The organism is bacterium, assembly GCA_016716565.1.
In the GTDB taxonomy this organism is placed as follows: domain Bacteria; phylum Bacteroidota; class Ignavibacteria; order Ignavibacteriales; family Ignavibacteriaceae; genus IGN2.
In genome coordinates this window covers 376187-400026 of sequence record JADJWC010000004.1, presented here as the reverse complement: position 1 = coordinate 400026, position 23840 = coordinate 376187, and the positions used below count along the sequence as shown (strand labels likewise).

Below are 23840 nucleotides of genomic sequence, written 5' to 3'. Positions count from 1 at the left end.
TTAATAATTAAAAATAAATAAGTTATGGCGAATACATTAAAAGGAATCTATCCTCCACTTGTGACTCCTTTCAATGATGATGAGGTCGCACCTGAGAAGCTAATCGATAATTTGAAAAAGTATGAATTAAAATTACTAGCCGGGTATGTTTTATTTGGTTCTAATGGTGAGAGTGTATTCCTTACGAAGGAAGAAAAACTTTTATTGATTAGGACTACTCGGGAGCATACCAAGCGGACAATTATTGCTGGCACCGGGATGGAATCAATTAAGGATACAATCTTGCTGACAAATGAAGCCGCTGATTCTGGTGCTGATTATGCCTTAATAATTTCACCATCATTCTATAAAGCAGATATGAAGCATCACTCATTTTTGAATTACTATACCCGAATAGCTGACAGCGTGATGATTCCCGTTATAATTTATAATGTTCCAAAGTTTACAAATGTGAATATTGAAACCGAGACAATTATAGAATTAGCAAATCACCCAAACATCATTGGTCTGAAAGATAGTACTGAAAATCCTTCGAGAATTTCTGAGATTGCTGCAAATGTCCATTCAGGCTTTAAATTGATTGTCGGAACGGCATCAGTTCTGTATAATGGAATATTGAACGGAGCTGCTGCTGGAATTTTAGCGCTTGCAAACATAGCTCCTGACCAATGTTTTCAAATTTTATCAAATTTAAACGAACAGAATTATCAAAAGGCGTTGGAGATACAGAATAAAATGATTCCGGTTAACAAAGCAGTAACAGCAAAATATGGTGTTGCAGGATTAAAAGCTGCAATGGATTTAATAGGATATTTTGGTGGTCATCCCAGGTTACCACTTGAGCCACTGAGCGAAGCCAGTATCATCGAGCTAAAGATAATTTTAAAGAAAGCTGAATTAATAGAGTAGGGTACATTATGAAAGAATTTATTCCTCCTAAAAGAATTTTAATGGGTCCCGGTCCATCAAATGTTCATCCAAGAGTTTTAAGTGCGATGTCTGGTCCAACGATCGGACATCTTGATCCAAAGTTCATAGAATTGATGGATGAAATTAAAGAATTACTGAAGTATGCTTTTCAAACAAAAAATGAAGTTACCTTTGCGGTCTCAGGACCCGGCTCTGTTGGAATGGAAACCTGTCTTGTTAATTTAATTGAGCCCGGTTCAAAAGTACTTGTATGCATTAATGGTGTATTCGGTGGAAGAATGAAAAGCATTGTTGAAAGATGTGAGGCTGAAGCCGTCGTAATAAATATTCCCTGGGGAAAAGCAATTGATCCTCAGATTTTCGAAGATACACTCAAAGCAAACAAAGATGTAAAAGTTTGTGCATTTGTTCACGCAGAAACATCGACTGGCGCAAAGAGTGATATCAAGATACTTACAGAAATTGCGCACAAAAATAATTGTATTGTAGTTGCGGATACCGTCACATCGCTCGGAGGAATTCCTGTTTTGATTGATGAATGGAATATTGATGTGTCATATTCAGGTTCACAGAAGTGTCTCTCCTGCCCTCCCGGCCTTTCTCCTGTCACTTTTAATGAACGAGCAGTTGAATACATAAAGAATAGAAAAACTCAAGTTCAAAGCTGGTTTATGGATTTGAATCTGATTCTCAGCTACTGGGGCGGAAGTTCGAAAAGAGCTTATCATCACACAGCACCAATTAATTCTCTGTACGCATTGTATGAATCTCTTCTAATCTTAAAAGAGGAAGGAATTGAAAATTCCTGGGATCGGCATCAGGCTAATGGTAATATATTGATTGAAGAAATGAATAAGCTTGGTTTGAAGCCATTTGTTAAAGAAGACGAAAGATTACCTCAACTTACTTCTATTATTGTACCTGAAGGAATTGATGAAGCAAAAGTTCGTCAATCATTACTCAATGATTTTAATATTGAAATTGGAGCTGGATTGGGAGAACTAGCTGGTAAAGTTTGGCGAATAGGATTGATGGGTTATTCAAGTAATGAAAAGAATATCAATCAATTGGTCAATGCAATGAAAGAAATACTCAAGAATTAAAATCTATAATTAAGATCCTGAAATAAATTCAGGATGTATTATGAAATCAAATCTACTTTTACTTTTAACTGCCGTTATCTGGGGATTTGCCTTTGTGGCACAAAGAGCAGGAATGGAATATCTCGGTCCCTTCACATTTAACACAGCAAGATTTACTCTCGGAAGTCTTTCACTAATTCCTTTGCTTCTACTCAATCAAAAAAGAAAATTTGAGAACAATAACCCGCAGACATTTTCAGATAAAAATCTTCTTTATGGTGGAATAGCATCCGGAACAGTACTTTTTCTTGGAGCCACATTTCAGCAAAGCGGCTTGGTTTACACTGATGCTGGTAAAGCTGGATTCATTACCGGTTTTTACATAATTCTCGTTCCGATATTGGGTTTGTTCGTAAAGCAGAAGACATCAATGTTTACATGGTTTGGTGCTGTAGTTGCAATATTCGGATTATATCTATTGAGTGTAAATGAATCATTTGAAATAAACATTGGAGATGTGCTTGTTTTTATCGGTGCATTTTTCTGGGCAATACAGATTCTGGTAATTGGATTTTATTCAAAAAGAATTGATCCTTTCAAGCTGGCTTTTTCTCAATTTGTTGTTTGTTCGATTCTCAGCTTATTAGCAGCCGTATTCACTGAATCAATACAAATACAAAATATTTTGCAAGCTTTACTTCCGATTCTTTATGCCGGTTTATTTTCAGTTGGGATAGCATTTACAATTCAAGTTGTTGCCCAGCGTGAAGCCCATCCGGCAAATGCTGCAATCATTATGAGTCTTGAGGCAGTATTTGCAGTTATTGGCGGATGGCTGATTCTTAATGAATCAATTCCATTAAGAGGATTATTAGGTTGCATTTTAATGTTACTTGGAATGATTCTATCTCAGCTTTATCTTTTCGGTAAGAAAAAATAAAATTATTCAATTTAACTACTCAGAGGAGCTTATAATGAAAATGTTTAAGCTTTCTGTAATTGCTCTCGGGATTGTACTTCTTTGCTCCTCCCTTCTCTCTTCACAGAATGAACTAAAGAAAAAACTTGAATCTCTTCCAGGAATTCTAAGCGTTGAAAGAATTCAACCAGACTCAGAATATACTGAGGCATTTAAAATATATATCGAGCAACCTATTGATCATCATAATCCCAACGGAAAAAAATTCGAGCAAAAATTTTATCTGTCTCACAACGATTATTCCCTTCCAATGGTCATTGAACTTGACGGATACAACATCGATTTAAATAGAGGTAATGAACTTGCATCAATATTAAAGTGCAATAAAGTCGTTGTTGAGCATCGTTTCTTTGGAGAATCTGTTCCCGATAGTATTGATTGGAATTATTTGACAATCGAGCAAGCTGCGAATGATCACCACAATATTATTGCAACTTTGAAAGAGATCTATCAGGACAAATGGATAACAACAGGAATCAGTAAAGGCGGACAAACAACCTATATCCATAAATATTTTTTTCCGGATGATGCTGATGCATCAGTGTGTTATGTGGCACCTCTCAACCTAGCCTCGGAAGATCCTCGTATTTATCATTTTCTCGATAATGTCGGTAATGAAGAGTGCAGAACAAAAATGGTTCTTTTTCAGAGAGAAGTTTTAAAAAGAGCTGATCAATTAATTCCACTCTTTCTTAACGAAGCAAAAGAAAATAGTTATACTTTTTCATTAGGAAATGATAGATTAATCTTCGAGTACATCGTGCTCGAGTACGGATTTGCATTCTGGCAATGGCAATACACAACCTGCGATCAAATCCCTGATACAACGGCTTCCAACGAAGAGTTGTGGGATCATCTACAAAACGGTTCATCTTACACATACTTTTCAGATCAGGAAGCTATACCAAATATTCCCTTTGCTTACCAGGCTTATGCACAAATGGGATACTATGGTTATGATATAACTGATTTTAAAGATTTGTTAATAGAAGTGAAAGAACCAACGAGTAAAATATTTTTGCCAGAAAATCTCAGACCTGTATTTGATTGCTGCAGTATGCAAAAGATAAATAGCTGGATTCAGAAATATGGCAATAATATGATTTTTATTTACGGTGAGATTGATTCCTGGTCTGCCACAGCAGTTGAACTTACTGGAGAAACCAACTCCATTAAAATGGTAAAGAAAGGTGGTAATCATCGAACGAGAATTAATAGTTTTGATGATGAAGAGCGAAATTTTATAATAAATAAATTGGAGTATTGGCTGGATTATAGAATTCCTCAAAAAAAAGCCGGGATTTAACCCGGCTATATAGTCCACTAAAAGTTAGACCTTACTTGAATGTGTCTTTCGAATCAACAATTGTTACATTTTTAACATTCAATTTGAAGTTTTCTGTTGCTGCATCTTCGTTCAGGATCTCTTCGGATAATCCAGCTTTGACAATATTGGAATAGCTCATTGGTGAAGTCAAGTTTTCCTTTAGACTTTTTGCAAGTGGTTCGGCTTCACTGACATCGGTCACGATTGTGATTTTCATATTTTCAATCTGCATATATTTTTTTATTGCTGAATTAACATCATCAAGTGTAACTTTTGAAAGCAGCTCACCTAGCTCCTGAATATAATTTTCTCTGCCGTACATTTTTGAATCCATTAAATAACCAAGTTGCTCATCGGGTGATTTAATGTATAGCTTAATGTAACTTTGAAGGAAAGCACGTGTTGCTTCAAAATCTTCCTGTGAGATTCCGTTTTTAATCATCTTATCCATTTCTCTCAAAGCCATTCGTAATGCAAAATGAGCGTGACCAATATTTATATCACTTAATTCTTCATACTGCGCTTTCAGTTGCTTTGCAATCTGAACAGGTCTTATCCACAACGCAAAATAGTTTGAATGTCTTGGTACACCTGAAGGAGGAAGCATGTTTCCACCACCGTTATTGTACCATTCAATGTATGAGTAATCACCATAGTTCATTGAGCGTTGTTCACGAATCATCTGATAGAGTTTTCCGTAAGATTTTCTGTGTTCACCTAAATATGAATTTGCCACCATTAACGCTGCAAAATCATCGTCTGCTCTGGTTATTGAGAGCGGATATCCGGTGAAAATTGCAGAGCCAAAAGCTCCTTCCTTTGCGATTATTTCTACTTCAATACCATTGGGCGATTTCACAACTGGTGGGATTGGAACTGTCGGTATCGTGTCCGGTAATTTATTGAGATCACTTTTTAATTTATTCAGAAAATCTTCGCTGTAATTTCCAGCAATCCCTACCATCAGATTATTTCTTGTGAAATATTTTTTGTAGTGTGCTTTAACATCATCGAGAGTTATTCCACTGACGGAAGCTGATTTTCCTTCGATCATATGTTGATAGTTGGTTCCTCTGAACAGAAAATCTTCTAATGCTTTTTTGCTGTATTCTTCATCAGACGAAGCACGGATTACCTGATCAACATAAGCCTGCTGATTAACTTTCACTCTATCAAAATCAGATTGGGATAATGATGGATTCGTTATAAGTCCAATCATAATTGGATAAAACTCATCCATCCAGTCTTTGTGAAATTGAAAAGTAAATATTGCAACCTCTTTATCGACTGATGAATAATAGCTTGCTGCCATTGGATAGATTTTGTCTTGAATATCACCGAAAGTAAGTTCACCTGTTCCACCTTGAGTAATCAACTGAGAAGTAGTATAAGTCAATCCTTCTTTCCCCTGAGGATCGCTAATTGATCCATTCTTAAACATAAATTTAACAACAAGTTTAGCTGAATTAGGCTGTTTTAATTCAACGATTTCCTGTGCCATAATAATACCGGTTAGTAAAATTGAAATGATTAAAGTCTTCATTATTCTACCCCTCCTTTCTCATCGGCTGAAATTGTAGCTATTGTCAATCCGCTTTCAATGTAATATTTATCTGCAATCATCTTGATGGCTTCGTCAGTTACTTTATCGTACATTGTATATAAACGATTTAATGACTCGGGATCACCCGTAAGATAAATGTAATGACTAACTGAATTTGCTATTGCATCAGGATTATCAATACCCATTGCATAACTGTATTTTAAATTCGATTTGGTCTCTTCCAGAACCTTTGGATCAACTCCATTATGTTTTATTTCATTAATCGCTTTTGTTATTTCATCTCGCACATATTGAAAATCATCTTTATTAATGAATGAAGCCTGGATATTGATAAGATATGGATCACGGGAATCCATCGCTCCGCCACCGAGAAATCTTAGTTTCTGTTCTTCAACAACAAGCTTTTTATAGAGTTTTGAGTTTTGTGAGAATAGAATTGTATTCATTACATCAATTGCGGGCATATCAATTTTTGTATCGCTGAATGCAGGACCTTTATAATTCATGCTCATATATGGTGGAATTGAACCATCCTGTAAATGAACAGATCTTTTTTCTTTTTGCGGTGGTTCAACAGGAATTTCAGCAGAGTAATTTCCAGTTTCCCAATTGCCAAAATATTTCTCAGCAAGTGAATTAACCTTTTCTTTGTTAACATCACCAACAACAACTATGGTTGAATACTCAGGTCTGTAGTATCGATTAAAAAACTCAATTGAATATTCATACTGGTTTGGCATGTCAACTATGTCCTCAAAAAATCCCATTGTAGTATGTTTGTAAGTATGAACATCAAATGCAGTGTTCAAAAGACTTTCGTAAAGTCTTTGATAAGGATTGGCAAAGTTTTTTGTGTATTCACCTTTAACAGCACCTGCTTCTACTTTAAAATCGTGTTCAGGATATTTAAGATTCATAAATCTGTCTGATTCCAGCTCAAACATCTTTTCAAGATAATCAACATTTCCTGTCATATGATAAATTGTCCGGTCAAGTGAAGTGTTTGCATTTGCACCTGCACCAGTCATTTTTAATACTTTGTTATATTCTTCACGTGGATATTTATCTGTCCCTCTGAACATCATGTGTTCAAAGAAATGAGCAAAACCTGTTACTCCATCTTCAACTTCATTTCTTGAACCTACACGAACAACAATATAGAATGCAGCAAGACCAGGACTATCAAAAGGAACGGTTACTACATTTAATCCGTTATCTAATTTGTGTTGATAAATTGGATACGGTAGGATTTTGTCGTCACTTGCGTTTAAATTGGTAAGCATGATCGACATCAATCCTATGGTCAGCATTAGTTTTTTTCTGCACACATTTTACTCCTAAATATATTATTAAATATTTGATTTGATTTTTGTCGCCCGAATTTAACTCAATACCGCCCTTGAGCCAAGAGAAAAAAATAGTTGATTCTAAATACTTGATAAGCGGCAAATAAATGGCAGCTCTTGAAATACAATATTTGCATTAAAAAATTACTTCACTTTTTATGATTCATTACATATTTTAATGGTAATGCTGACAAACAATTATCTTAGTATCGATTCTATATAAGCTACAATGCTTATTAATAAAACTATTTCATAGATTGTCAATAAGCAAATGGACAGGTTTTTCAAATAGCATGAGAAGTTTCGAAGTAACATTGACTTACAAACCTCTGCTTGTAAATCAGATTATCTCCAAATCAATTATGATAAACAAGCAAAAGATTTTAGAAGTTGAATTAGACGAAGCTGTATGCAATTCACCGGAAGAATTTTGTGATGCAGTTATTAATATTCACGAACGACCGGAGGTTATTAGAATTAACATTGTAGAAAAATATAAATCGACAGGAAGACCACTATACTGGTTAACTGAAAATTATGGCAGAATCTATTTTTACAATGGCGTCCCAATTGTGTTAAATAGAAACTAAAATTTTTATTAAATAAAGCTCGACCAAAGCACCCATCCTTTTTGATACAATTCTCATTTTAGATTCCAATTAGATACATCAAGCTTTACTTAACAGCAAGATTTGGATGATTATTCCCCATTCTCAGAATTCGCTTGTGTGGCATAATCGTTGAATTTCTGAAGGTAAAAATGGAGGGTAAATTTATGGCAGTGTACTTACTTGCCGGAATAATTTTAGGCGGACTATTACTATTTATAGTTATCTCAATTCGAGGTATAAAAAAATCCAAATCGGAAATTGAAAAAATGTTTAAATAACTGATTTTACTCCAGTAAATTAATTTGTGGTGAGGGCGATCGTTAGGAGATTACGAAAGTAGTCTCCTTTTTTTATGAATTTTATCTGAGATATACCTGAAAACCAAAAAGAATAAAAATATTTCCAAGCTTGATATTTAATTCATTCGTGTTTCCCAGATAGTTTTTATTTTCTCCGTTCAAACTGCCTCCTTCCCATCTGCCGGTTATTTCAAAGGCAATTGTATTCGTGACAAAATGGGAGAGACCCATACCCCCGTTGTATGCAAATCCATTAGCATAAGCATCATTATTGTAGTAAGCATATTCAAGTGTAGTTATAGTTTCATTTTTCTGTGAGAAAGATGCATAACCACCTGAACCTTCAATGAATAATGCAAAGTTACCGCCCATTGGAAAGTAATATCTTGCCCATAAACCAAGAAACCAGATTTTTTCATTAAAAGTTTCACTTGAATTATCAGGATTCGGATCCGGAGACGTTGTTCTGTCCTTTTGACGCCACTGGAAATCAAATCCAAAAACGGCATTAGTTTCAACGATGCTTCCGTTGCGTGAACTAAATACAAAGTTAAAGCCGTCGACTTTTGAATTCGAATTCACATTTTCAAAATTTTCGGAGATATCAAAATTTTCCCAACCAAGCCACCCCGCAATTCCACCCGACCAACCGTCTTTAGCTAACGCTTCTTCACGATTTTGTTGAGGATAAATTATAATTGTTAAAAGTAATGGCAGAATAAAAATAAATTTCAATTTCATTTTTTTCCCAAATGAGTTATTGGTTAAATATTATCTAATAAAATTAAGACACCTAATCTTATTGCAAAGGAATTAAAATCATCCTGAACAATTTGATACGCTCCACAAAGTTCAAATACAGAAGGATCAGCAAGCTGGTAACGATAACCAATCCCAATACTTCCGGCATATTTTGCTTCATAGTCGGTCGATACTTTTTCTTGACTATAAACATCATAAAGATCTGCTGTAACTCTTAAAAAATGTACGCCCGCTTCAGCGAATCCAAAAAAATCATTCACAAAATAATATCTAACACCGGCTAAAACTGGAATAGCCTGAACGGAAAAGTCAATCACTTTTCCCTGTACAGCAAAACCTTCTCCTTTACCTGGAAAATTCTGATATGAACCAGAAATAGTTGCGGATAACTTATCACTAAAAACTAATTCACTGACGACTGAGCCGCCTATTCCTGTTTCAACTAAATCTGAGAAAGAACCGGTTGGAATTCCAATATTAAATGATGCACCTGCATTAAAACGAATTTGAGCTGATAATGTTGAAAGTGTAATTACTAACAAAAGCAGAAGAAATATTTTCAAATTATTAATCCTTATTTTACTTAAATGAAAACTTACAAATGTTAATTATAAATCGAAAAAAGATTTTGGATTGTACATACAAATCAAAGTAATTCTATATTCTTTTCTAGTACAGTTGCCAGTTGGCAACTAAAACTCTACAAAATATTTTGTCATAATATGAAAATAACTTTAAGTTTATTGTCGAAAATTTTTCAATTACAAATAAATTGCGATTTACGGAGAACAAATGCATAACAATTCTTTAAACCATCTTGATTATTATCGCCTTCCATGGAATCTCACTGACAACTCTATTTCCTGGCTTGAACCAACTTCAAAGTGTAATTTATACTGTGAAGGCTGCTACAGATTAAACGAAAAAGATGGTCATAAATCTCTTGATCAGGTTAAAGCTGATCTTGATGTGTTCGTAAAATTAAGAAATGCTGATGGTGTATCCATTGCTGGCGGAGATCCGTTGACTCATCCCGATATAATTGATATCGTAAAAGAAGTTAAAAAAAGAAATATGAAGCCTATCATCAACACAAATGGATTGGCTTTAACAAAGGAATTACTTCACGAACTTAAAAAAGCGGGCGTGTTCGGCTTTACATTTCACATTGATAGCAAACAAGGAAGACCTCAATGGAAAGATAAAAACGAATTAGAGCTTAATGAATTAAGATATAAATATGCACGAATGCTTGCTGATGAAGGAAACATTTCCTGTGCATTTAATTCAACCGTATATGAAGACACGATGAAATACATTCCTGAAATGGTAAAATGGGCACATAAGAATATCGATATTGTGAACGTGATGGTATTCATTCTCTATCGTGCTGTTGATAACAAAGAATATGATTTTTATCTCGGTCCGCAAAAAATTGATATGAGCCAGCTTGTTTACAATGAAGATCAAGTAACAAGAGCTGATATAAAAGCTCCTGAGGTTGTTGAGTTGATCAGAAAAGAATATCCTGACTTTGATCCTTGCGCATATTTAAATGGTTCAGAAAAGCCGGATTCATTTAAATGGCTATTAACTGGAAGATTAGGTACAAAGAAAAAGATTTATGGATATGTTGGTAGCAAAGGAATGGAAATGGTTCAGATGTTTTATCATTTGTGGTTTGATAAATATCTGGCTTACGCAGCACCAAAATGGACGAGACGTGGCAAGAGTATGCTTTTAATGGGAGCTCTTGATAAAAAATTACGAAAAGCATTTTTCAACTATTATAAAAATCCGTTGAATATTTTTAAAAGACTCCACTACCAATCGGTTATGATAATTCAGCCAGTCGATTTTATGCCTGATGGAAGACAAAGTATGTGCGATGGCTGTCCGGATATAACTGTATGGAACGGTCAACTCGTTTGGTCTTGCAGAATGGAAGAGCAACTAAAGTTTGGACATAATCTTAAAACATATCCTAAAGATTTTTTAAATTAGAAAACCGATTAAGATGTAAAAATAGAAAGCTGCTGTCAAAAGCAGCTTTTTTATTGCAATTGCATCTGCTCATCTCTATTTTTACGAAGTAATTATTGCGCCTGTAGCTCAATTGGATAGAGCACCTGACTTCGGATCAGGCGGTTTGGGGTTCGAGTCCCTACAGGCGTACAACTTTTAAAATCACAAATCCCAAAAATCATATATCAATCAAGCACCATTAATCAACTACATATACAAAAATTACTGTAATAACTCTTTATGATTTTCGATGAAACAAAGTACAAATTTATGTTCGCAGCCCTTCAGGAAGCTGAACAAGCTTTTGAAGAAAATGAAGTTCCGGTTGGTGCTGTAGTTGTAAAAGACAACAAAATAATTGGTCGTGGTCATAATCAGGTTGAAAGATTAAAAGATGCAACTGCTCATGCAGAAATGATCGCTATTACTTCTGCTGCAAATCATATCGGTAACTGGCGTCTGAATGACTGCGCAATATTTGTAACTTTGGAACCTTGCATCATGTGTACGGGTGCTTTGCTAGCCTCACGCGTTGCTGATTTGTACTTCTCTGCATATGATCCAAAATTTGGTGCCTGCGGAAGTATTTACAATCTCGCTGAGGATGGAAAAACAAACCATAAAATAAATGTTTATTCGGGAATTTATTCGGATGAAAGCACAAAATTATTACAGGATTTCTTCGACATATTGAAGAATAAAAATGCCTTAAAGTTTTCTCCTCCAACAGCTTGAGACTACATTTTAATTTCTCTAATTTGCAGTAAAAAAAATATTCTTTATGCGACTACTATTATTTGGGGCACCCGGCGTTGGTAAAGGAACACAGGCAAAATTGCTCTCCTCTAAATTCAATATTCCTCATATTTCTACCGGGGATATTTTAAGACAAGCCGTCAAAGATCAAACTGAACTTGGAAAAAAAGCAGATGAAATTATGAGCAGAGGCGATCTTGTTCCAGACAATATCATGATGGGTATCATTCATGAAAGATTAAAAAAATCTGATTGTGAAAACGGTTTCATTCTTGACGGATTTCCCCGAACAATAAATCAAGCAGTTGAACTTGACAAACTTCTTACCGAACTAAATTTAAGTGATATCAAGCTCATTAATATTTATGCTGATGAAGAAGAAATTGTTAAAAGATTGAATAACCGGCGAGCCTGCAAAGTTTGCGGACAAATATTTACAATGTCAGAAATTGAAAATTTTTATCTATGTCCAAAATGCAATTCAAAGAATAGTTTTTACCTCCGTGACGATGACAAAGAAGAAGTAATAAGAAAGCGCCTGAATGTATTTCGGCAAAATACTGAACCAGTTCTAAAGCATTATGAGAAACAAGGAAAAGTGATTTCGATAAATGGTCTTGGCAGCATTGAGGATGTTAATAGCGAGTTGATGCGTTTACTTTTCCAGTAACTTAAATCTGTGGTTCTGTTTTCGGTTTTATAATTGCTTTTAATGCTCTTCCATCTTCAAGTTTTATTACTCTCTCATTAGCTTTTTTAACAATCTCGTAATTATGAGTAACGACGAGCACTGCTGTTCCCCTTTTATTTATTTTTTTGAGAAGAGCTAAAATTTCGGATGAAGTATCAGGATCAAGATTTCCTGTTGGTTCATCGGCAAGAATTAGTATCGGATCATTTATGATCGCACGTGCAATTGCTACTCGTTGCTGTTCACCGCCGGAAAGTTCACCCGGCTTATTAAGTCTTTTATGCGAAAGTCCAACTTCAGCAAGCACTTCGTTTATCTTCTTTTTAATATCAGTAGAAGAGGCTCCGGTTACTTTTAATACGTAAGCTAAATTCTGATAAACGTTGCGATCAGGAAGCAGCTTGAAGTCTTGGAAGATCACTCCAATTTTTCTTCTGAGCAACGGGATCTGATGAGGTTTTATTGTCTGGGAATCATACTCAGCAATCCTCACCGTTCCTGTAAGTGGAAACAAATTCATATAAATCAATTGCATCAATGTGCTTTTGCCGATACCGCTTTTACCGATCACAAAAACAAATTCACCGTAATCCAGCTGCATGTTCAGATTCGTGAATACCGGTTGATTCTTATAATGAAATTCTACATTGTCAAACGAAAGCATCATCGATTTATTTTCTTCAATATGAATTGTGCACGCTCAGCATTGGATTTTATATCGGTAAAAGTAAAGCAATTATAACAAGCTGTTACTTTAAACCCACATCTTTCCGCCAGGTTAAAATAAGTTTCTAGTTTGTAAATTTTTTGTTTATGCTCTTCTCGATAATTATTAGAGATACCATCCGAAATATAAAAGCTATTGTGATGAATCCTGCTATGCTTTTTATAATAACTTACCCTCTGATACTGAAATCCATTACTACGGCCTTCAATAGTTTTGGGATAAATAAAGTTTAAACTGTTTGATTCCAGACTTACATCGAATATAAAAATTCCTTCGGGATCCAGTATTTCATAAACTTGCTTGAAAAGAGCTCTTATATCTTTTTCTCTGAGCAGATAGTTCACGCTGTCGAAAGCAGAAAAAACTAAATCAAAGTTCATTTTAAGAGGAAGTGAAATCATATCACAACACAACCGTGGAATTCCTTTGGTATCAGAACTTTTAAGTATTTGCAAAGAAATATCGGCGGCAAGATAATATTTAAATCTTTGGTAAATCTGATCCGAGATTTTACAATTACCAGCAGCCAGTTCAAGAGTTGTATCTAATTTCCGAGTATGTTTTTGTGCAACCTCAAAAATATAATTTGCCCAGCTTGAATAATTAACATTTTCCATCAAGCTATCGTAAATCAATGATACTTTTTCGTAAGGTCGAACCTTCATATTGAGGAAAGATTTTTTCTTCTGTTTTCAAGTATTAGTTTAGCATACCGGTAAGCTTCAATCATACTTGATTCGTCAGCGATACCTTTCCCTGCAATATCATAAGCCGTCCCGTGATCAGGCGACGTTCTGATGATCGGAAGACCTGCAGAATAGTTAACTCCTTTTCCTGCATTGATATATTTAAAAGGAATTAATACCTGATCGTGATAAAGACCAAATACTAGATCATAGTGATTAAATTTTCTATGAGCAAAAAACGCATCTGATGGAAACGGCCCATCTACAATATTTTTAAATTCCGGATTGTTGAGAACAGGTTCAATTATTTTTTTCTCTTCGTCTCCGATTATACCATTTTCACCGGCGTGTGGGTTTAAGCCAAGTAGAGCAATTTTTGGATTATTGATGCCTAAGTCAACTTTCAACATATTGATTACTGTTTTCAATTTCAAAGAAAGCTGTTTTTGATTTATTGTAATAGAAACTTTCTTTAGAGGAATATGAATTGAATACAATCCAACTCTCAAATGCTTTGACAAAAATGTCATCACAAAATTCTTCACTCCGCACCAATCAGCATACATTTCAGTCTGACCAGGATAATTGATTCCTGCCATCTTTAAAGCCGTTTTTGAAACGGGAGCAGTTACTACTGCTTCGGCTAAATTCTGTTTCAACAAATCGAACGATATTTTTAGCGCAGTGAATGCAGCTCTGCCTGAATCAACAGTCGGCTCCCCATATTTTTGTTTTCCTGAACTGAAATTCAGTAAAGTCACTTGTGGAATGCTTCTATAATTCGTTTTAATTTTCTGAACGATTTCATAATCAAATTCAGGCTTTACAATTTTAACTGTACGATTAAAAACTTTTTCAGGAATGATTAGAATAAAATTGCAGGATTTTTTTCGAGAAGTTAACTTGTTTAGAGCTTTTACAGATATCTCAGGACCAATTCCATTAACATCACCGCAGGTTATAACAAATCTATTCATTAATTTTCGGTCAAAGTGAAATTACCAGTACCTTTTCTATCAATGAAAGTAAACTTCCTGTCAGGTTGTGAGTACGTCCAGGTTTCTACAATTTGTCCCATTGAGTTTGATGATCGTTCAATTTTTTCCGGATTACCAAATTTTATATACACCACTCCTCTGTCGGTCTTTGCCCCATTATCTTTCCCAATACCTCTGAATTCTTTTATTGAATGATCAACCCGGTTATAGTATTCGGACATCACTTCGTTGAAAACTGTTTCGGGATTAGGGTCGTATTTAGCCCAGTACGAAGACAAAATATCCGAGTAATCATCACTACTTTGCTTCAAAAGTGGATACACAACTGAATCTGGTTCGATAAAGTTTAAGTATTCGATAGCTTTTTCAGGGTCCATCAGTGAAAATGGTTTATTGAACCATACGATCTCAGAACTGAATTCTTCATCAACAGAATTATCTTCACTAGTTACCGATAATTCAACTGTACCTTCTAATAGTTTTTCATTTACGTTTCGGAGTACAAAATTTCTGAGACGAACATTCACTTCATCTTTGGAGACAGAAATCTTCCTATCACAATCAATAATTCCTATCGGTATAATGTAAGATTCATTGACAGACGTAGAAATAATTATTTCATCATTATTTTCAATAGTAACTTTAAGCGAGGAGATACTAGTATCGCGAATCGGAATAATCAAGTGAAATTTTTCATTGCTAAAAGGAATTTTGCCTCCGGCATTAGCTAATGTAAAAGATTTACTTTCTCTGCAATTTAATTCTTCTGAATTGATAACGAGAGGATGGAAAACTGATCTGTCATCTTCCAATTCTATTTTGATTGGTTTCAGAGGCATTTCGCCTGATGAATTTTTATCGGAAATGAATGCAGCAACTTTGTATTCACCCGGTTTTATTTTAAAACTTAAGTAATCCTGCAGAAAAAGATTTTTATCGTTTGTCGACTCAAAATTTTCAACTGTAATCTCGCTGTCTTTTATATCCCTTGATACTATTTTAGAATCTTCATCTAAAATTTCAACAATTACACTGAAACCGGCATTGAAAGAATCCACTTTACGTTCAAAGACAAGCAGGTTATAGGGAATTCTGTAAGTGTAATAAACTGAAAAACTGCTATCAACAGCTGGAAGCCAAATTATTTCTGATTGAAATGGAAATCTGGGAGCGATTTGCTGCGGATCTGAATCTGGTTGTCCAAATAGTGTGACGCTAAATAGGAAAAGCCCAATTAAAAATTTTTTCACTTTTTTAGATGAAAAATATAAATGGCTGATTTACAATCAAGGCAAAATTGCTTACAGTTAATAAAATAAATTAACTGTTAGTTATTCATATTGTTCAGGAAGTCCTTGTTATTCTTTGTTCCCCTGATTTTATCAAGTAGAAACTCCATTGCTTCGACCGGACTAAAATCACTGAGTATTTTTCTAAGGATCCAGATCTTTCCTAAATCATCTTCTTTCATCAATAAATCTTCTCTTCTGGTTCCTGAACGGTTTACATCAATTGCCGGGAATATTCTTCTGTCACTTAAATCACGGTTTAGAACAAGTTCCATATTACCTGTGCCTTTAAATTCTTCGAAGATCACATCATCCATTCTGCTGCCTGTGTCGATTAGTGCAGTTGCAATAATAGTTAAGCTGCCGCCATCCTCTGTATTTCTTGCAGCTCCGAAAAATCTTTTTGGCTTATGTAGTGCATTTGAATCAACACCACCGGACAATATTCTTCCACTGTGCGGAACAACTATATTATGAGCTCTTGCTAATCTTGTGATACTATCGAGAAGAATAACGACGTGCTCATTTGCTTCAACCATTCTTTTTGCTTTTTCAATAACCATATCAGCAACCTGAACGTGCCTGTCAGCTGGTTCATCAAACGTTGAGCTGATAACTTCACCCTGAACCGAGCGTTCCATATCCGTTACTTCTTCGGGCCGTTCGTCAATAAGTAATACAATTAATTTTATTTCGGGGTGATTTCTTGTAATCGAGTTAGCAATTTTCTGAAGTAAAACTGTTTTACCGCTTTTGGGAGGAGATACTATCAAACCGCGTTGGCCTTTACCAATCGGTGCGAGCATATCCATAACTCTCATCGAATATTCACCGGGTGCGGATTCAAGATTAATTTTCTTTGTTGGATAAACCGGAACTAGATTATCGAAAAGCGTTCTTTCGCGTATATTCTCCGGCGCAAGTCCATTTACAGCTTCGACACGTAGAAGTGCGAAAAATCTTTCGCCTTCCTTTGGAGGTCTGACTTGCCCGCTGACAAAGTCACCTGTTCGAAGACTGAATTTTTTAATCTGTGAAGGCGATACATAAATATCATCCGGTGAAGGAAGATAATTGTAATCTGAAGATCGTAGGAAACCATAACCATCAGGAAGAACTTCGAGTACGCCTTTTGAGAATGTAAGTCCATCCTTCGAAGTTTGTGCTTCCAAAATTTTGAAAATTAGTTCCTGTTTGCGAAGATCGCTGTAACCGGGAATATTAAGTTCCTTAGCTATCTCATTAAGTTCTACGATCTTCTTTGACTTGAGTTCGGATATATCCATTGGCATAGTTTTGATCCTGAATTATTTATTTATCGGATGAAGGTATAGTTATTTTACATAAATTTTTACTGGTTTTCAGCCAGTCAGCAAATTCGGGGAATAAATTATTACTATAACACTTAGTTTATTACTTGATAGGTTTTTGCGGCTCACCGAAACATAAACCTTAAATTTATAAATGTCAAGCTAATCATCCTTGTAATTGCAGCTTAATTTCACCAAGTAAATACATGCTACCAAGTACGACCAGACAATTGCTGGATTCACTATTCTTAAACTCTTTAATGAAACCAGCGGGCTGGTTCAATATTCTGCTTCTAACATCTAATCGATTGCATATTTCATGTATTTCGCTTGGTTTTGCTGCCCTCTCATACTGGATTTCTGATAGCAGTAGTTCATCAAAGTATTCTCCAAGTTTCTTAATCATCTCTTCGATAGCTTTATCCCGCATCGCACCAAATATCAAAAATCTCTTGTCGTATTGGGATGCTTCTTTATTAAACTCGTTAAGAAAATTTTCAATACCTTCCAGGTTATGTGCTGAATCAAAAATTATTCGAGGTGATTTATGATATATCTCATATCTTCCTGTGAGTCCTGTGTTCTTTGAAACATTTTTAATTCCATTTTTGAACTTCTGCTCATCGAACTTGGAAAATGTTTCGGCAACGGTTAAAGCAGCAAGTGCAGCATTTGTTTTTTGATAACTCCCTTTTAAAGGTGGATTGATTTCAAATATTTTGTTATCAAGAATTCTGATACTTTCTGAACTTCCTTCAACTAAATATTTCTTTAAAGGGAGATATTGACTTTGCTTCTCGATGCATTTTTCTCTTACTATTCTCTCAGCTTCTGGCTTTAATAATCCAGTAAATACCTTCGTATCATTTTTAATGATTGCCGCTTTTTCTGATGCAATCTGTTCAATTGTATTTCCTAAAACATTTGTATGTTCTAAACTGATTGTTGTAATCACCACAGCTAATGGATTTAAAACATTCGTTGAATCAAGTCTTCCGCCTAATCCTGTTTCGATAACACAAAAATCAGTTTTCGTTTCTTTGAAATATTGGAATGCCATTGCAGTAGTAACTTCAAAAAAAGTAAGCTGATATTCATCGATATATTTATCGTTTCTGGAAATGAATTCAGCAACATACTTGTTCTTCAATCTGTTTTCCGTTAATAACGATTCTCTCATTGAACTTCACAAAATGCGGAGAAGTATATAATCCAACTTTGTAACCCATTTCCATCAAAATGCTTGCAATAAATGAGGATGTGCTCCCTTTTCCATTTGATCCTGCAATGTGAATAGTCTGTAATTCATTCTGTGGATTGCCAAGATAATTTAGAAAACCAATTGTATTATCAAGTCCAAGCTTTATTCCGAAGGTGTGAAGAGAGAAAAGTTTCTTCAGTGAAGTTTCGAGATCCATCAAATTATAATTGATATGATGCAATTAGTGCTGAAATTTTTTCAATTCCGTTTTTGATACAATGTTCTTCCAGTTGATTTACAATTTTTCCTGGTGCAGTCGGATCGATAAAATTCAATGTTCCAATCTGAACAGCAGTTGAGCCAGCAATCATAAATTCAACAACATCCTTCCAATCCATAATTCCACCGATTCCTATGATCGGCATTTCAACCTGTCTGGAAATTTCCAGTACTTTTGCAATTGCAACCGGTTTGATTGCAGGACCGGATAACCCTCCTGTAACATTTTGGATTTTTGGTTTGCGCGTAAAAATATTAAATGAAGCACCAACGAGAGTATTTATTGCAGAAACAGCATCGGCACCATTCTCTTTTGCTGCTTTAGCGAATTCGGCAATATAAGAAACATTCGGAGAAAGCTTCATGATCAGAGGTTTAGTTGTTACCGCTCTTACTTTCTCTGTTATTTGTGCTACGGATTTCAAATCATTACCGAAGGATAATCCGCCTTCTTTCACATTCGGACATGAAACATTTATTTCAAACGCTTTTATTGTTTCTTCTGATGTTAGAATTTTCGTACACTCAACATATTCCTCGATAGTACTAGCGGCAATGTTACAAATCAATGGAACATCATACTTTTTGAGGAAAGGAATTTTTTCTTTGATGAAAGCTTCAACTCCCACATTTGCAAGTCCGATCGCATTCAGCATTCCGGAAGGAGTTTCGACAATTCTTTGCGGCGGATTACCTTTTCTTGGTTTAAGACTCAATGATTTTGTTACGATTCCGCCAAGTTTATTTAAATCTGTAAATTCAGAAATTTCATTTCCATATCCCACTGTTCCAGAAGCAAGCATAATAGGGTTACGCAAAGTCAACGAACCAATTTTAACTGACAGATCCACCTTGCTCATATCACAACATCTTTAATATTGAAAACAGGTCCATCCTTGCACACAAGAAGATATTTTTCTGACTGTGCTGTCGATTCAATCGGACAGCCTTGACAAATTCCGAATCCGCAGGCCATTGCACATTCAGTAGATACTTCACAATCAAAATTGTGTTTCAGGCAAAATTCTTTTAGTACCCTTAGCATAGCATTCGGTCCGCATGCAAAGATTTTAATTTTTTGTGATTGAAGTAGTTCCAGATTCTGTTCAAGAAGCTGGACTACATTTCCTTTAAAGCCTACACTTCCATCATCTGAAGCAATTTGAACATTTTTGAGATTGTATGTAATCACATCGTGTTCAGATCTTCCACCAACAAATGAAATAATATTTTTCTTCCTCTCCAACATTCTTGTTACGAAAGGAAAAGGTGCAGCACCTAAACCACCCGCGACTATGATCGCAGTATCATAACTTCCATTCAAATTAAAACCATTTCCAAGTGGACCAAGGATATCTAAATGGCTTCCAATTTGTTTGTGAGCCAGCATACTTGTCCCTTCTCCCATAACATTGAACATCAGATAAAGATGATCGCCGATAACATCACAAACGCTGAATGGTCTTCTTAGAAGAGGTGCAGTCCGGTTGGTGACCCTGATATTCAAAAACTGACCAGGTTTAATAATTGAAGTAAGTTCAGGTGATAATACTTTAAGTAGATAAATTTGAGGATTTATTTCAAGGATTTCTTCGACTGGCGAATTCGTTATGAACAATTTAAATGATTTTCCCTAATTGATTGTTGATTATTTAATGGAAGTGTCTTTGAATAGTTAATCATCTGTATCAGAACTTAAATATCTTTTTCGTTGATCAAAATTATAGCTTAAGTGAATGATTTCAAAATAGGTCGGAAAGAAGAATGGTCTACTCAGAAATTTTATTTTCAATTTCAGAGATTTTATTCAGTCGATTTTGGTGTCTGCCACCCTCAAATTTTGTGATAAGCCATTCATCCAAAATTAATTTTATTGAATCTTCACCGAGTGATCTTGCGCCAATAACAAGAACATTTGCATTGTTATGCGCACGTGCACTTCGGGCGCTGAATGTATTGTAACAAGTCGCTGCTCTGATTCCTTTAAATTTATTTGCAGTTATTGCTGATGGAATACCGGTTGCATCGATCAATATTCCAAAATCATTCTCGCCCTGTGAAATACTTTCAGCTACGATTTTAGCATAATCAGGATAATCGCATGATTGTTCATTAAAAGTTCCGATGTCTTTAACAACGTACCCTTTTCCTGAAAGATATTTTATAAGAATGTTTTTAATCCTAAAACCGGTGTGATCACTCCCAATTACTACCTTTTTCCCAGGTAAAGAATTAATTTCATCGTTAGCATTAGTAATTACATTTTCCGGAATATTTTTTTCGACGATTGTAAATTTGGATGTGCGGATACGATCTGCAGCTAGTGGAGTAATAATTGTGTCTTTAGTAATATGAACTACTTTTATCCCTCGCCTCTGAAGTTCTAAAATATCTCTTTCAGTTATCAGGTCTTTCATTAGGACTATAGTTGCTCGTCAAGTTTATTCAGTTTAAGATAATCAATAACATTCTTGACATCTTGTGCTCTATCTCTTTTGCAAATCAGAAGGGCATTATTTGTATTGATAACAATAACATTATCCAGCCCTATGACGGCAGTAAATTTTTCAGGTGAATAAATATAAGAGTCCAATGCCATATCAGTGTAAATAGTTCCAACTTTTACATTTCCATCCTTGTCCTTCTCACTTAAATCATATACAGCCTCCCAGCTTCCAACATCGCTCCAGCTAAAAAAGCCTTTCACAAGGTATACTTTGTCCGATTTTTCCATGATCCCATAATCAATAGAAACACTTTTTAATTGTCCATAAACTTGTGATAGAATGTTTTGAAAATCCGGATTGTCTAAATTGGAACTTATATGAAGAAGACCCTCGTGGAGATCAGGCATATATTGTTTTATCTCATCTAAGATGGAATCAATTTTCCAGATAAACATACCGCTATTCCAAAAGAAGTCGCCGCTGTTGATAAAGTTAACAGCCGTCGAATAATTTGGTTTTTCTGCAAAGGTTAAAACTTTATAAACATTATTCTTAGCTGATTCTTCATCAATTTGAATATATCCATATCCTGTCTCTGGTTTGGTTGGCTGGATTCCGATTGTGACTAATGCTTTATTCTCGAAAGAAAATGTCGATGCAGTTTTGAGAGTTTCTAAAAATTTTTCGTTATCATGAATGATGTGATCAGCCGGTATGACAAAAGTTACAGCATTAGGAGATCTCTTTTTTATAATAACTGAAGCCAAACCAATACAGGCTGCTGTGTTTCTCCCGAATGGTTCTACAATTATATTTTCAAGAGGCACATCAGGAAGCTGATCCATAATACCTTGTTTTTGTATTTCGTTAGTAACTATTAAAATATTTTTTCGGGGCACGAGTCCGTTCAATCTTAGGAACGTCTCCTGTATCATAGTTTTTTCACCGATAATATTTAGAAGCTGCTTTGGACTTTTCTTCTTGCTTCTTGGCCAGAATCGTGCTCCGATTCCACCGGCCATAATAATTGCGTATAATTCCATTTATTATCTCCTAAAAATTTTGCTGAAAATATTTTTTACCGAAATCCTCTGCCCTATTCAAGTATCCGGTAATATCAACGTCTTTTCTTTTTACTACAGCAACAATAACTATCAGACATGCACGAAGAGATTCAATAATGTTTTTATCAACAAGCAGTTTTTCCTTTGATATTGAATCGAAGGCTAAAGAAATTATCTTATGCATATTGAATAAAACTTGAAATCCTTGCTGCGAAGAAAGTTCTGCATTTTCATTCATCAATTCTGCATTTTGATTTAATTCTTTATCACTGACTTCACCCGATGGGATTCTTTTTAAAAGTTCATCAAGGGATTTAACTGGACCAAGTATCTTCTTCTCAAAATCTAGAGTTGTGTAAGTGATTTTTGATTTCCTATCTGATGCAACTTCTTTTCTGGCAGTAAGTCCATCAATTAAGATTTCACCTGCTAGATTGCTCCGATCGATAAGTTCAACATCTAAAACAGATTGCTGTGTGTTATTCATCTTCAGAAATGCATCTTTGTAAATTTTAGGTGTTACATTTTCAAGAAATTGATTTAAATCCCTGATAAGATATCTGCTGTGTTCCCGAAACTGCTCAGATATTTTTACAAAATCCACTTTTCCTTGAGTCAGAAACGAATGAATCTCACTTAACCTTATTGCCAGTTTTGAAAGTTCAGTTGTTTTTTTCATTAATAAAAGCTCTGCACCGAGATCTTTAGAATTAATGATCGTCTCGCGCAACAAGCCAACCACCTCAATTTGCTGAGCATTAAGTCTAAGATTATTTGCAGCAGTTGTTATACTTTGTATCAGATATACTTTTACTAAATCCATTTTGTAGTATGGGTTGTTGATTTGAATTTAAAAAAACTGCATCGACCCGAGGCAAAAATAGTTAAATATCATAAAAGTATTCACTTGAAAATGAATAAATATTTTGAATATCAGAGACAATCTGTATTAATTATTTTTATTATTAAAAACTTTTCTTGACATTACTTAGCAGTAATGTTAATTTTCAAACTAAATTTTTGAAAATTAATGCTAACAGAATTCGGTAAGGTTTTTGTCTTCATTCTAACAGCAGCATTGTTTGTTGTTGTCGCAATTTATGTTGCGCGTCTCCTCCGTCCAAAACGTCCCACATTTGAAAAGCTAACTACTTATGAGTGCGGTGAAAATCCGGAAGGTTCTCCCTGGGTCAAATTTAATATCAGATTTTATGTGGTCGCTCTGATCTTTTTAATTTTTGATGTTGAAGTTGTGCTTTTAATTCCTTGGGCTTTAGTTTATAAGGAAATGGGAATAGTTGGATATTTAATTGGTGCGATCTTCCTGATATTACTCGGCGTTGGAATGGCCTACGAATGGAAGAAGGGCGATCTTGAATGGGCAAGACCTAAAATAAAAGAACCAACCTTAGAAATAATTAAATCATCAGAAATCAAAAACGAAGAACTAAAGTCAGCAAGCTGAAT

Annotated in this window: 25 protein-coding genes and 1 tRNA gene; 10 read left to right on the top strand and 16 right to left on the bottom strand. The window is 35.0% G+C overall.

Annotated features, from left to right (window positions below):
• Positions 1–24: 24 nt before the first annotated feature.
• Genes IPM14_17210 through IPM14_17195 form a run of 4 tightly spaced genes read left to right on the top strand, consistent with a single transcriptional unit; the run spans position 25 to position 4297 of the window.
• Positions 25–909 (top strand): dihydrodipicolinate synthase family protein, encoded by an 885-nt coding sequence (locus IPM14_17210; GenBank protein MBK9099806.1) that lies wholly within the window; start codon positions 25–27, stop codon positions 907–909.
• A gap of 8 nt (positions 910–917) precedes the next feature.
• Positions 918–2033 (top strand): alanine--glyoxylate aminotransferase family protein, encoded by a 1116-nt coding sequence (locus IPM14_17205; protein MBK9099805.1) that lies wholly within the window; start codon positions 918–920, stop codon positions 2031–2033.
• Positions 2034–2073: 40 nt separating this feature from the next.
• Entirely contained in the window at positions 2074–2952 is an 879-nt protein-coding gene (locus IPM14_17200; protein MBK9099804.1) for a DMT family transporter, read from the top strand.
• Positions 2953–2986: 34 nt separating this feature from the next.
• A complete protein-coding gene (locus tag IPM14_17195; protein MBK9099803.1) occupies positions 2987–4297 on the top strand; it encodes a peptidase in 1311 nt (436 codons plus the stop codon).
• Positions 4298–4328: 31 nt separating this feature from the next.
• Here the strand turns inward: IPM14_17195 and IPM14_17190 are convergent, their stop codons facing one another.
• Both IPM14_17190 and IPM14_17185 read right to left on the bottom strand, forming a co-directional pair.
• Positions 4329–5861 (bottom strand): insulinase family protein, encoded by a 1533-nt coding sequence (locus IPM14_17190; GenBank protein ID MBK9099802.1) that lies wholly within the window; start codon positions 5859–5861, stop codon positions 4329–4331.
• Positions 5861–7210, bottom strand: coding sequence for an insulinase family protein (locus tag IPM14_17185; protein ID MBK9099801.1), 1350 nt, complete (start codon positions 7208–7210; stop codon positions 5861–5863). Before IPM14_17185 ends, IPM14_17190 begins: the two co-directional genes overlap by 1 nt.
• Positions 7211–7521: 311 nt before the next feature.
• Between IPM14_17185 and IPM14_17180 the strand changes: the two genes are divergently transcribed.
• Positions 7522–7818, top strand: coding sequence for a hypothetical protein (locus IPM14_17180; protein MBK9099800.1), 297 nt, complete (start codon positions 7522–7524; stop codon positions 7816–7818).
• A 380-nt stretch (positions 7819–8198) separates the two neighbouring features.
• Here the strand turns inward: IPM14_17180 and IPM14_17175 are convergent, their stop codons facing one another.
• Both IPM14_17175 and IPM14_17170 read right to left on the bottom strand, forming a co-directional pair.
• Entirely contained in the window at positions 8199–8879 is a 681-nt protein-coding gene (locus IPM14_17175; protein MBK9099799.1) for a hypothetical protein, read from the bottom strand.
• A 23-nt stretch (positions 8880–8902) separates the two neighbouring features.
• A complete protein-coding gene (locus tag IPM14_17170; GenBank protein MBK9099798.1) occupies positions 8903–9463 on the bottom strand; it encodes a hypothetical protein in 561 nt (186 codons plus the stop codon).
• A 229-nt stretch (positions 9464–9692) separates the two neighbouring features.
• Between IPM14_17170 and IPM14_17165 the strand changes: the two genes are divergently transcribed.
• The 4 genes from IPM14_17165 to IPM14_17150 all read left to right on the top strand — a co-directional run bounded on the left by IPM14_17165 (position 9693) and on the right by IPM14_17150 (position 12351).
• A complete protein-coding gene (locus IPM14_17165) occupies positions 9693–10904 on the top strand; it encodes a radical SAM protein (protein ID MBK9099797.1) in 1212 nt (403 codons plus the stop codon).
• A gap of 97 nt (positions 10905–11001) precedes the next feature.
• A tRNA-Arg gene (locus IPM14_17160) sits at positions 11002–11075 on the top strand.
• 90 nt (positions 11076–11165) lie between these two features.
• Positions 11166–11660 (top strand): nucleoside deaminase, encoded by a 495-nt coding sequence (locus tag IPM14_17155; protein MBK9099796.1) that lies wholly within the window; start codon positions 11166–11168, stop codon positions 11658–11660.
• A gap of 46 nt (positions 11661–11706) precedes the next feature.
• Positions 11707–12351, top strand: a complete 645-nt coding sequence (locus IPM14_17150) for an adenylate kinase (GenBank protein MBK9099795.1) — start codon at positions 11707–11709, stop codon at positions 12349–12351.
• Position 12352: 1 nt separating this feature from the next.
• Here IPM14_17150 and ftsE read toward each other — a convergent pair whose 3' ends face one another.
• The 12 genes from ftsE to IPM14_17090 form a co-directional block, all read right to left on the bottom strand.
• Positions 12353–13036, bottom strand: a complete 684-nt coding sequence (gene ftsE, locus IPM14_17145; protein MBK9099794.1) for a cell division ATP-binding protein FtsE — start codon at positions 13034–13036, stop codon at positions 12353–12355.
• Complete coding sequence (locus tag IPM14_17140; GenBank protein MBK9099793.1) at positions 13036–13764, bottom strand: methyltransferase domain-containing protein; 729 nt, start codon at positions 13762–13764, stop codon at positions 13036–13038. The genes ftsE and IPM14_17140 overlap by 1 nt, the downstream gene beginning before the upstream one ends.
• Positions 13761–14762, bottom strand: a complete 1002-nt coding sequence (gene pdxA / locus IPM14_17135) for a 4-hydroxythreonine-4-phosphate dehydrogenase PdxA (GenBank protein ID MBK9099792.1) — start codon at positions 14760–14762, stop codon at positions 13761–13763. The genes IPM14_17140 and pdxA overlap by 4 nt, the downstream gene beginning before the upstream one ends.
• Entirely contained in the window at positions 14762–16033 is a 1272-nt protein-coding gene (locus tag IPM14_17130) for a GWxTD domain-containing protein (protein MBK9099791.1), read from the bottom strand. The genes pdxA and IPM14_17130 overlap by 1 nt, the downstream gene beginning before the upstream one ends.
• 77 nt (positions 16034–16110) lie before the next feature.
• Positions 16111–17358, bottom strand: coding sequence for a transcription termination factor Rho (gene rho / locus IPM14_17125; protein ID MBK9099790.1), 1248 nt, complete (start codon positions 17356–17358; stop codon positions 16111–16113).
• 190 nt (positions 17359–17548) lie between these two features.
• The gene (locus IPM14_17120) at positions 17549–18532 is read right to left on the bottom strand and encodes a hypothetical protein (protein ID MBK9099789.1); all 984 of its coding nucleotides are present in this window, start codon (positions 18530–18532) and stop codon (positions 17549–17551) included.
• Entirely contained in the window at positions 18510–18800 is a 291-nt protein-coding gene (locus IPM14_17115) for a hypothetical protein (protein MBK9099788.1), read from the bottom strand. The genes IPM14_17120 and IPM14_17115 overlap by 23 nt, the downstream gene beginning before the upstream one ends.
• Before the next feature lie 4 nt (positions 18801–18804).
• Positions 18805–19722 (bottom strand): dihydroorotate dehydrogenase, encoded by a 918-nt coding sequence (locus IPM14_17110; protein MBK9099787.1) that lies wholly within the window; start codon positions 19720–19722, stop codon positions 18805–18807.
• Entirely contained in the window at positions 19719–20480 is a 762-nt protein-coding gene (locus IPM14_17105) for a dihydroorotate dehydrogenase electron transfer subunit (GenBank protein MBK9099786.1), read from the bottom strand. Before IPM14_17105 ends, IPM14_17110 begins: the two co-directional genes overlap by 4 nt.
• A gap of 151 nt (positions 20481–20631) precedes the next feature.
• Positions 20632–21279 (bottom strand): ribose 5-phosphate isomerase B, encoded by a 648-nt coding sequence (gene rpiB, locus IPM14_17100; GenBank protein MBK9099785.1) that lies wholly within the window; start codon positions 21277–21279, stop codon positions 20632–20634.
• A gap of 5 nt (positions 21280–21284) precedes the next feature.
• Entirely contained in the window at positions 21285–22352 is a 1068-nt protein-coding gene (locus IPM14_17095; protein ID MBK9099784.1) for a mannose-1-phosphate guanylyltransferase, read from the bottom strand.
• A 10-nt stretch (positions 22353–22362) separates the two neighbouring features.
• On the bottom strand, positions 22363–23196 hold the full coding sequence (locus tag IPM14_17090; protein ID MBK9099783.1) for a hypothetical protein: 834 nt from the start codon (positions 23194–23196) through the stop codon (positions 22363–22365).
• 207 nt (positions 23197–23403) lie between these two features.
• On the opposite strand from IPM14_17090, the gene IPM14_17085 reads away from it, so the two are divergent.
• On the top strand, positions 23404–23838 hold the full coding sequence (locus IPM14_17085; protein ID MBK9099782.1) for an NADH-quinone oxidoreductase subunit A: 435 nt from the start codon (positions 23404–23406) through the stop codon (positions 23836–23838).
• Positions 23839–23840 lie beyond the last annotated feature (2 nt).

Bases quoted from the DNA above. Each gene is read 5' to 3' on its own strand.
- IPM14_17210 (MBK9099806.1), top strand. From the start codon at position 25: ATGGCGAATACATTAAAAGGAATCTATCCTCCACTTGTGACTCCTTTC.
- IPM14_17190 (MBK9099802.1), bottom strand. From the start codon at position 5,861: ATGAAGACTTTAATCATTTCAATTTTACTAACCGGTATTATTATGGCA.
- IPM14_17085 (MBK9099782.1), top strand. From the start codon at position 23,404: ATGCTAACAGAATTCGGTAAGGTTTTTGTCTTCATTCTAACAGCAGCA.
- IPM14_17200 (MBK9099804.1), top strand. From the start codon at position 2,074: ATGAAATCAAATCTACTTTTACTTTTAACTGCCGTTATCTGGGGATTT.
- pdxA (MBK9099792.1), bottom strand. From the start codon at position 14,762: ATGAATAGATTTGTTATAACCTGCGGTGATGTTAATGGAATTGGTCCT.
- IPM14_17095 (MBK9099784.1), bottom strand. From the start codon at position 22,352: ATGGAATTATACGCAATTATTATGGCCGGTGGAATCGGAGCACGATTC.
- IPM14_17165 (MBK9099797.1), top strand. From the start codon at position 9,693: ATGCATAACAATTCTTTAAACCATCTTGATTATTATCGCCTTCCATGG.
- IPM14_17115 (MBK9099788.1), bottom strand. From the start codon at position 18,800: ATGGATCTCGAAACTTCACTGAAGAAACTTTTCTCTCTTCACACCTTC.
- IPM14_17090 (MBK9099783.1), bottom strand. From the start codon at position 23,196: ATGGATTTAGTAAAAGTATATCTGATACAAAGTATAACAACTGCTGCA.
- IPM14_17110 (MBK9099787.1), bottom strand. From the start codon at position 19,722: ATGAGCAAGGTGGATCTGTCAGTTAAAATTGGTTCGTTGACTTTGCGT.
- rho (MBK9099790.1), bottom strand. From the start codon at position 17,358: ATGGATATATCCGAACTCAAGTCAAAGAAGATCGTAGAACTTAATGAG.
- IPM14_17195 (MBK9099803.1), top strand. From the start codon at position 2,987: ATGAAAATGTTTAAGCTTTCTGTAATTGCTCTCGGGATTGTACTTCTT.
- IPM14_17180 (MBK9099800.1), top strand. From the start codon at position 7,522: ATGAGAAGTTTCGAAGTAACATTGACTTACAAACCTCTGCTTGTAAAT.
- rpiB (MBK9099785.1), bottom strand. From the start codon at position 21,279: ATGAAAGACCTGATAACTGAAAGAGATATTTTAGAACTTCAGAGGCGA.
- ftsE (MBK9099794.1), bottom strand. From the start codon at position 13,036: ATGCTTTCGTTTGACAATGTAGAATTTCATTATAAGAATCAACCGGTA.
- IPM14_17150 (MBK9099795.1), top strand. From the start codon at position 11,707: ATGCGACTACTATTATTTGGGGCACCCGGCGTTGGTAAAGGAACACAG.
- IPM14_17140 (MBK9099793.1), bottom strand. From the start codon at position 13,764: ATGAAGGTTCGACCTTACGAAAAAGTATCATTGATTTACGATAGCTTG.
- IPM14_17155 (MBK9099796.1), top strand. From the start codon at position 11,166: ATGATTTTCGATGAAACAAAGTACAAATTTATGTTCGCAGCCCTTCAG.
- IPM14_17205 (MBK9099805.1), top strand. From the start codon at position 918: ATGAAAGAATTTATTCCTCCTAAAAGAATTTTAATGGGTCCCGGTCCA.
- IPM14_17175 (MBK9099799.1), bottom strand. From the start codon at position 8,879: ATGAAATTGAAATTTATTTTTATTCTGCCATTACTTTTAACAATTATA.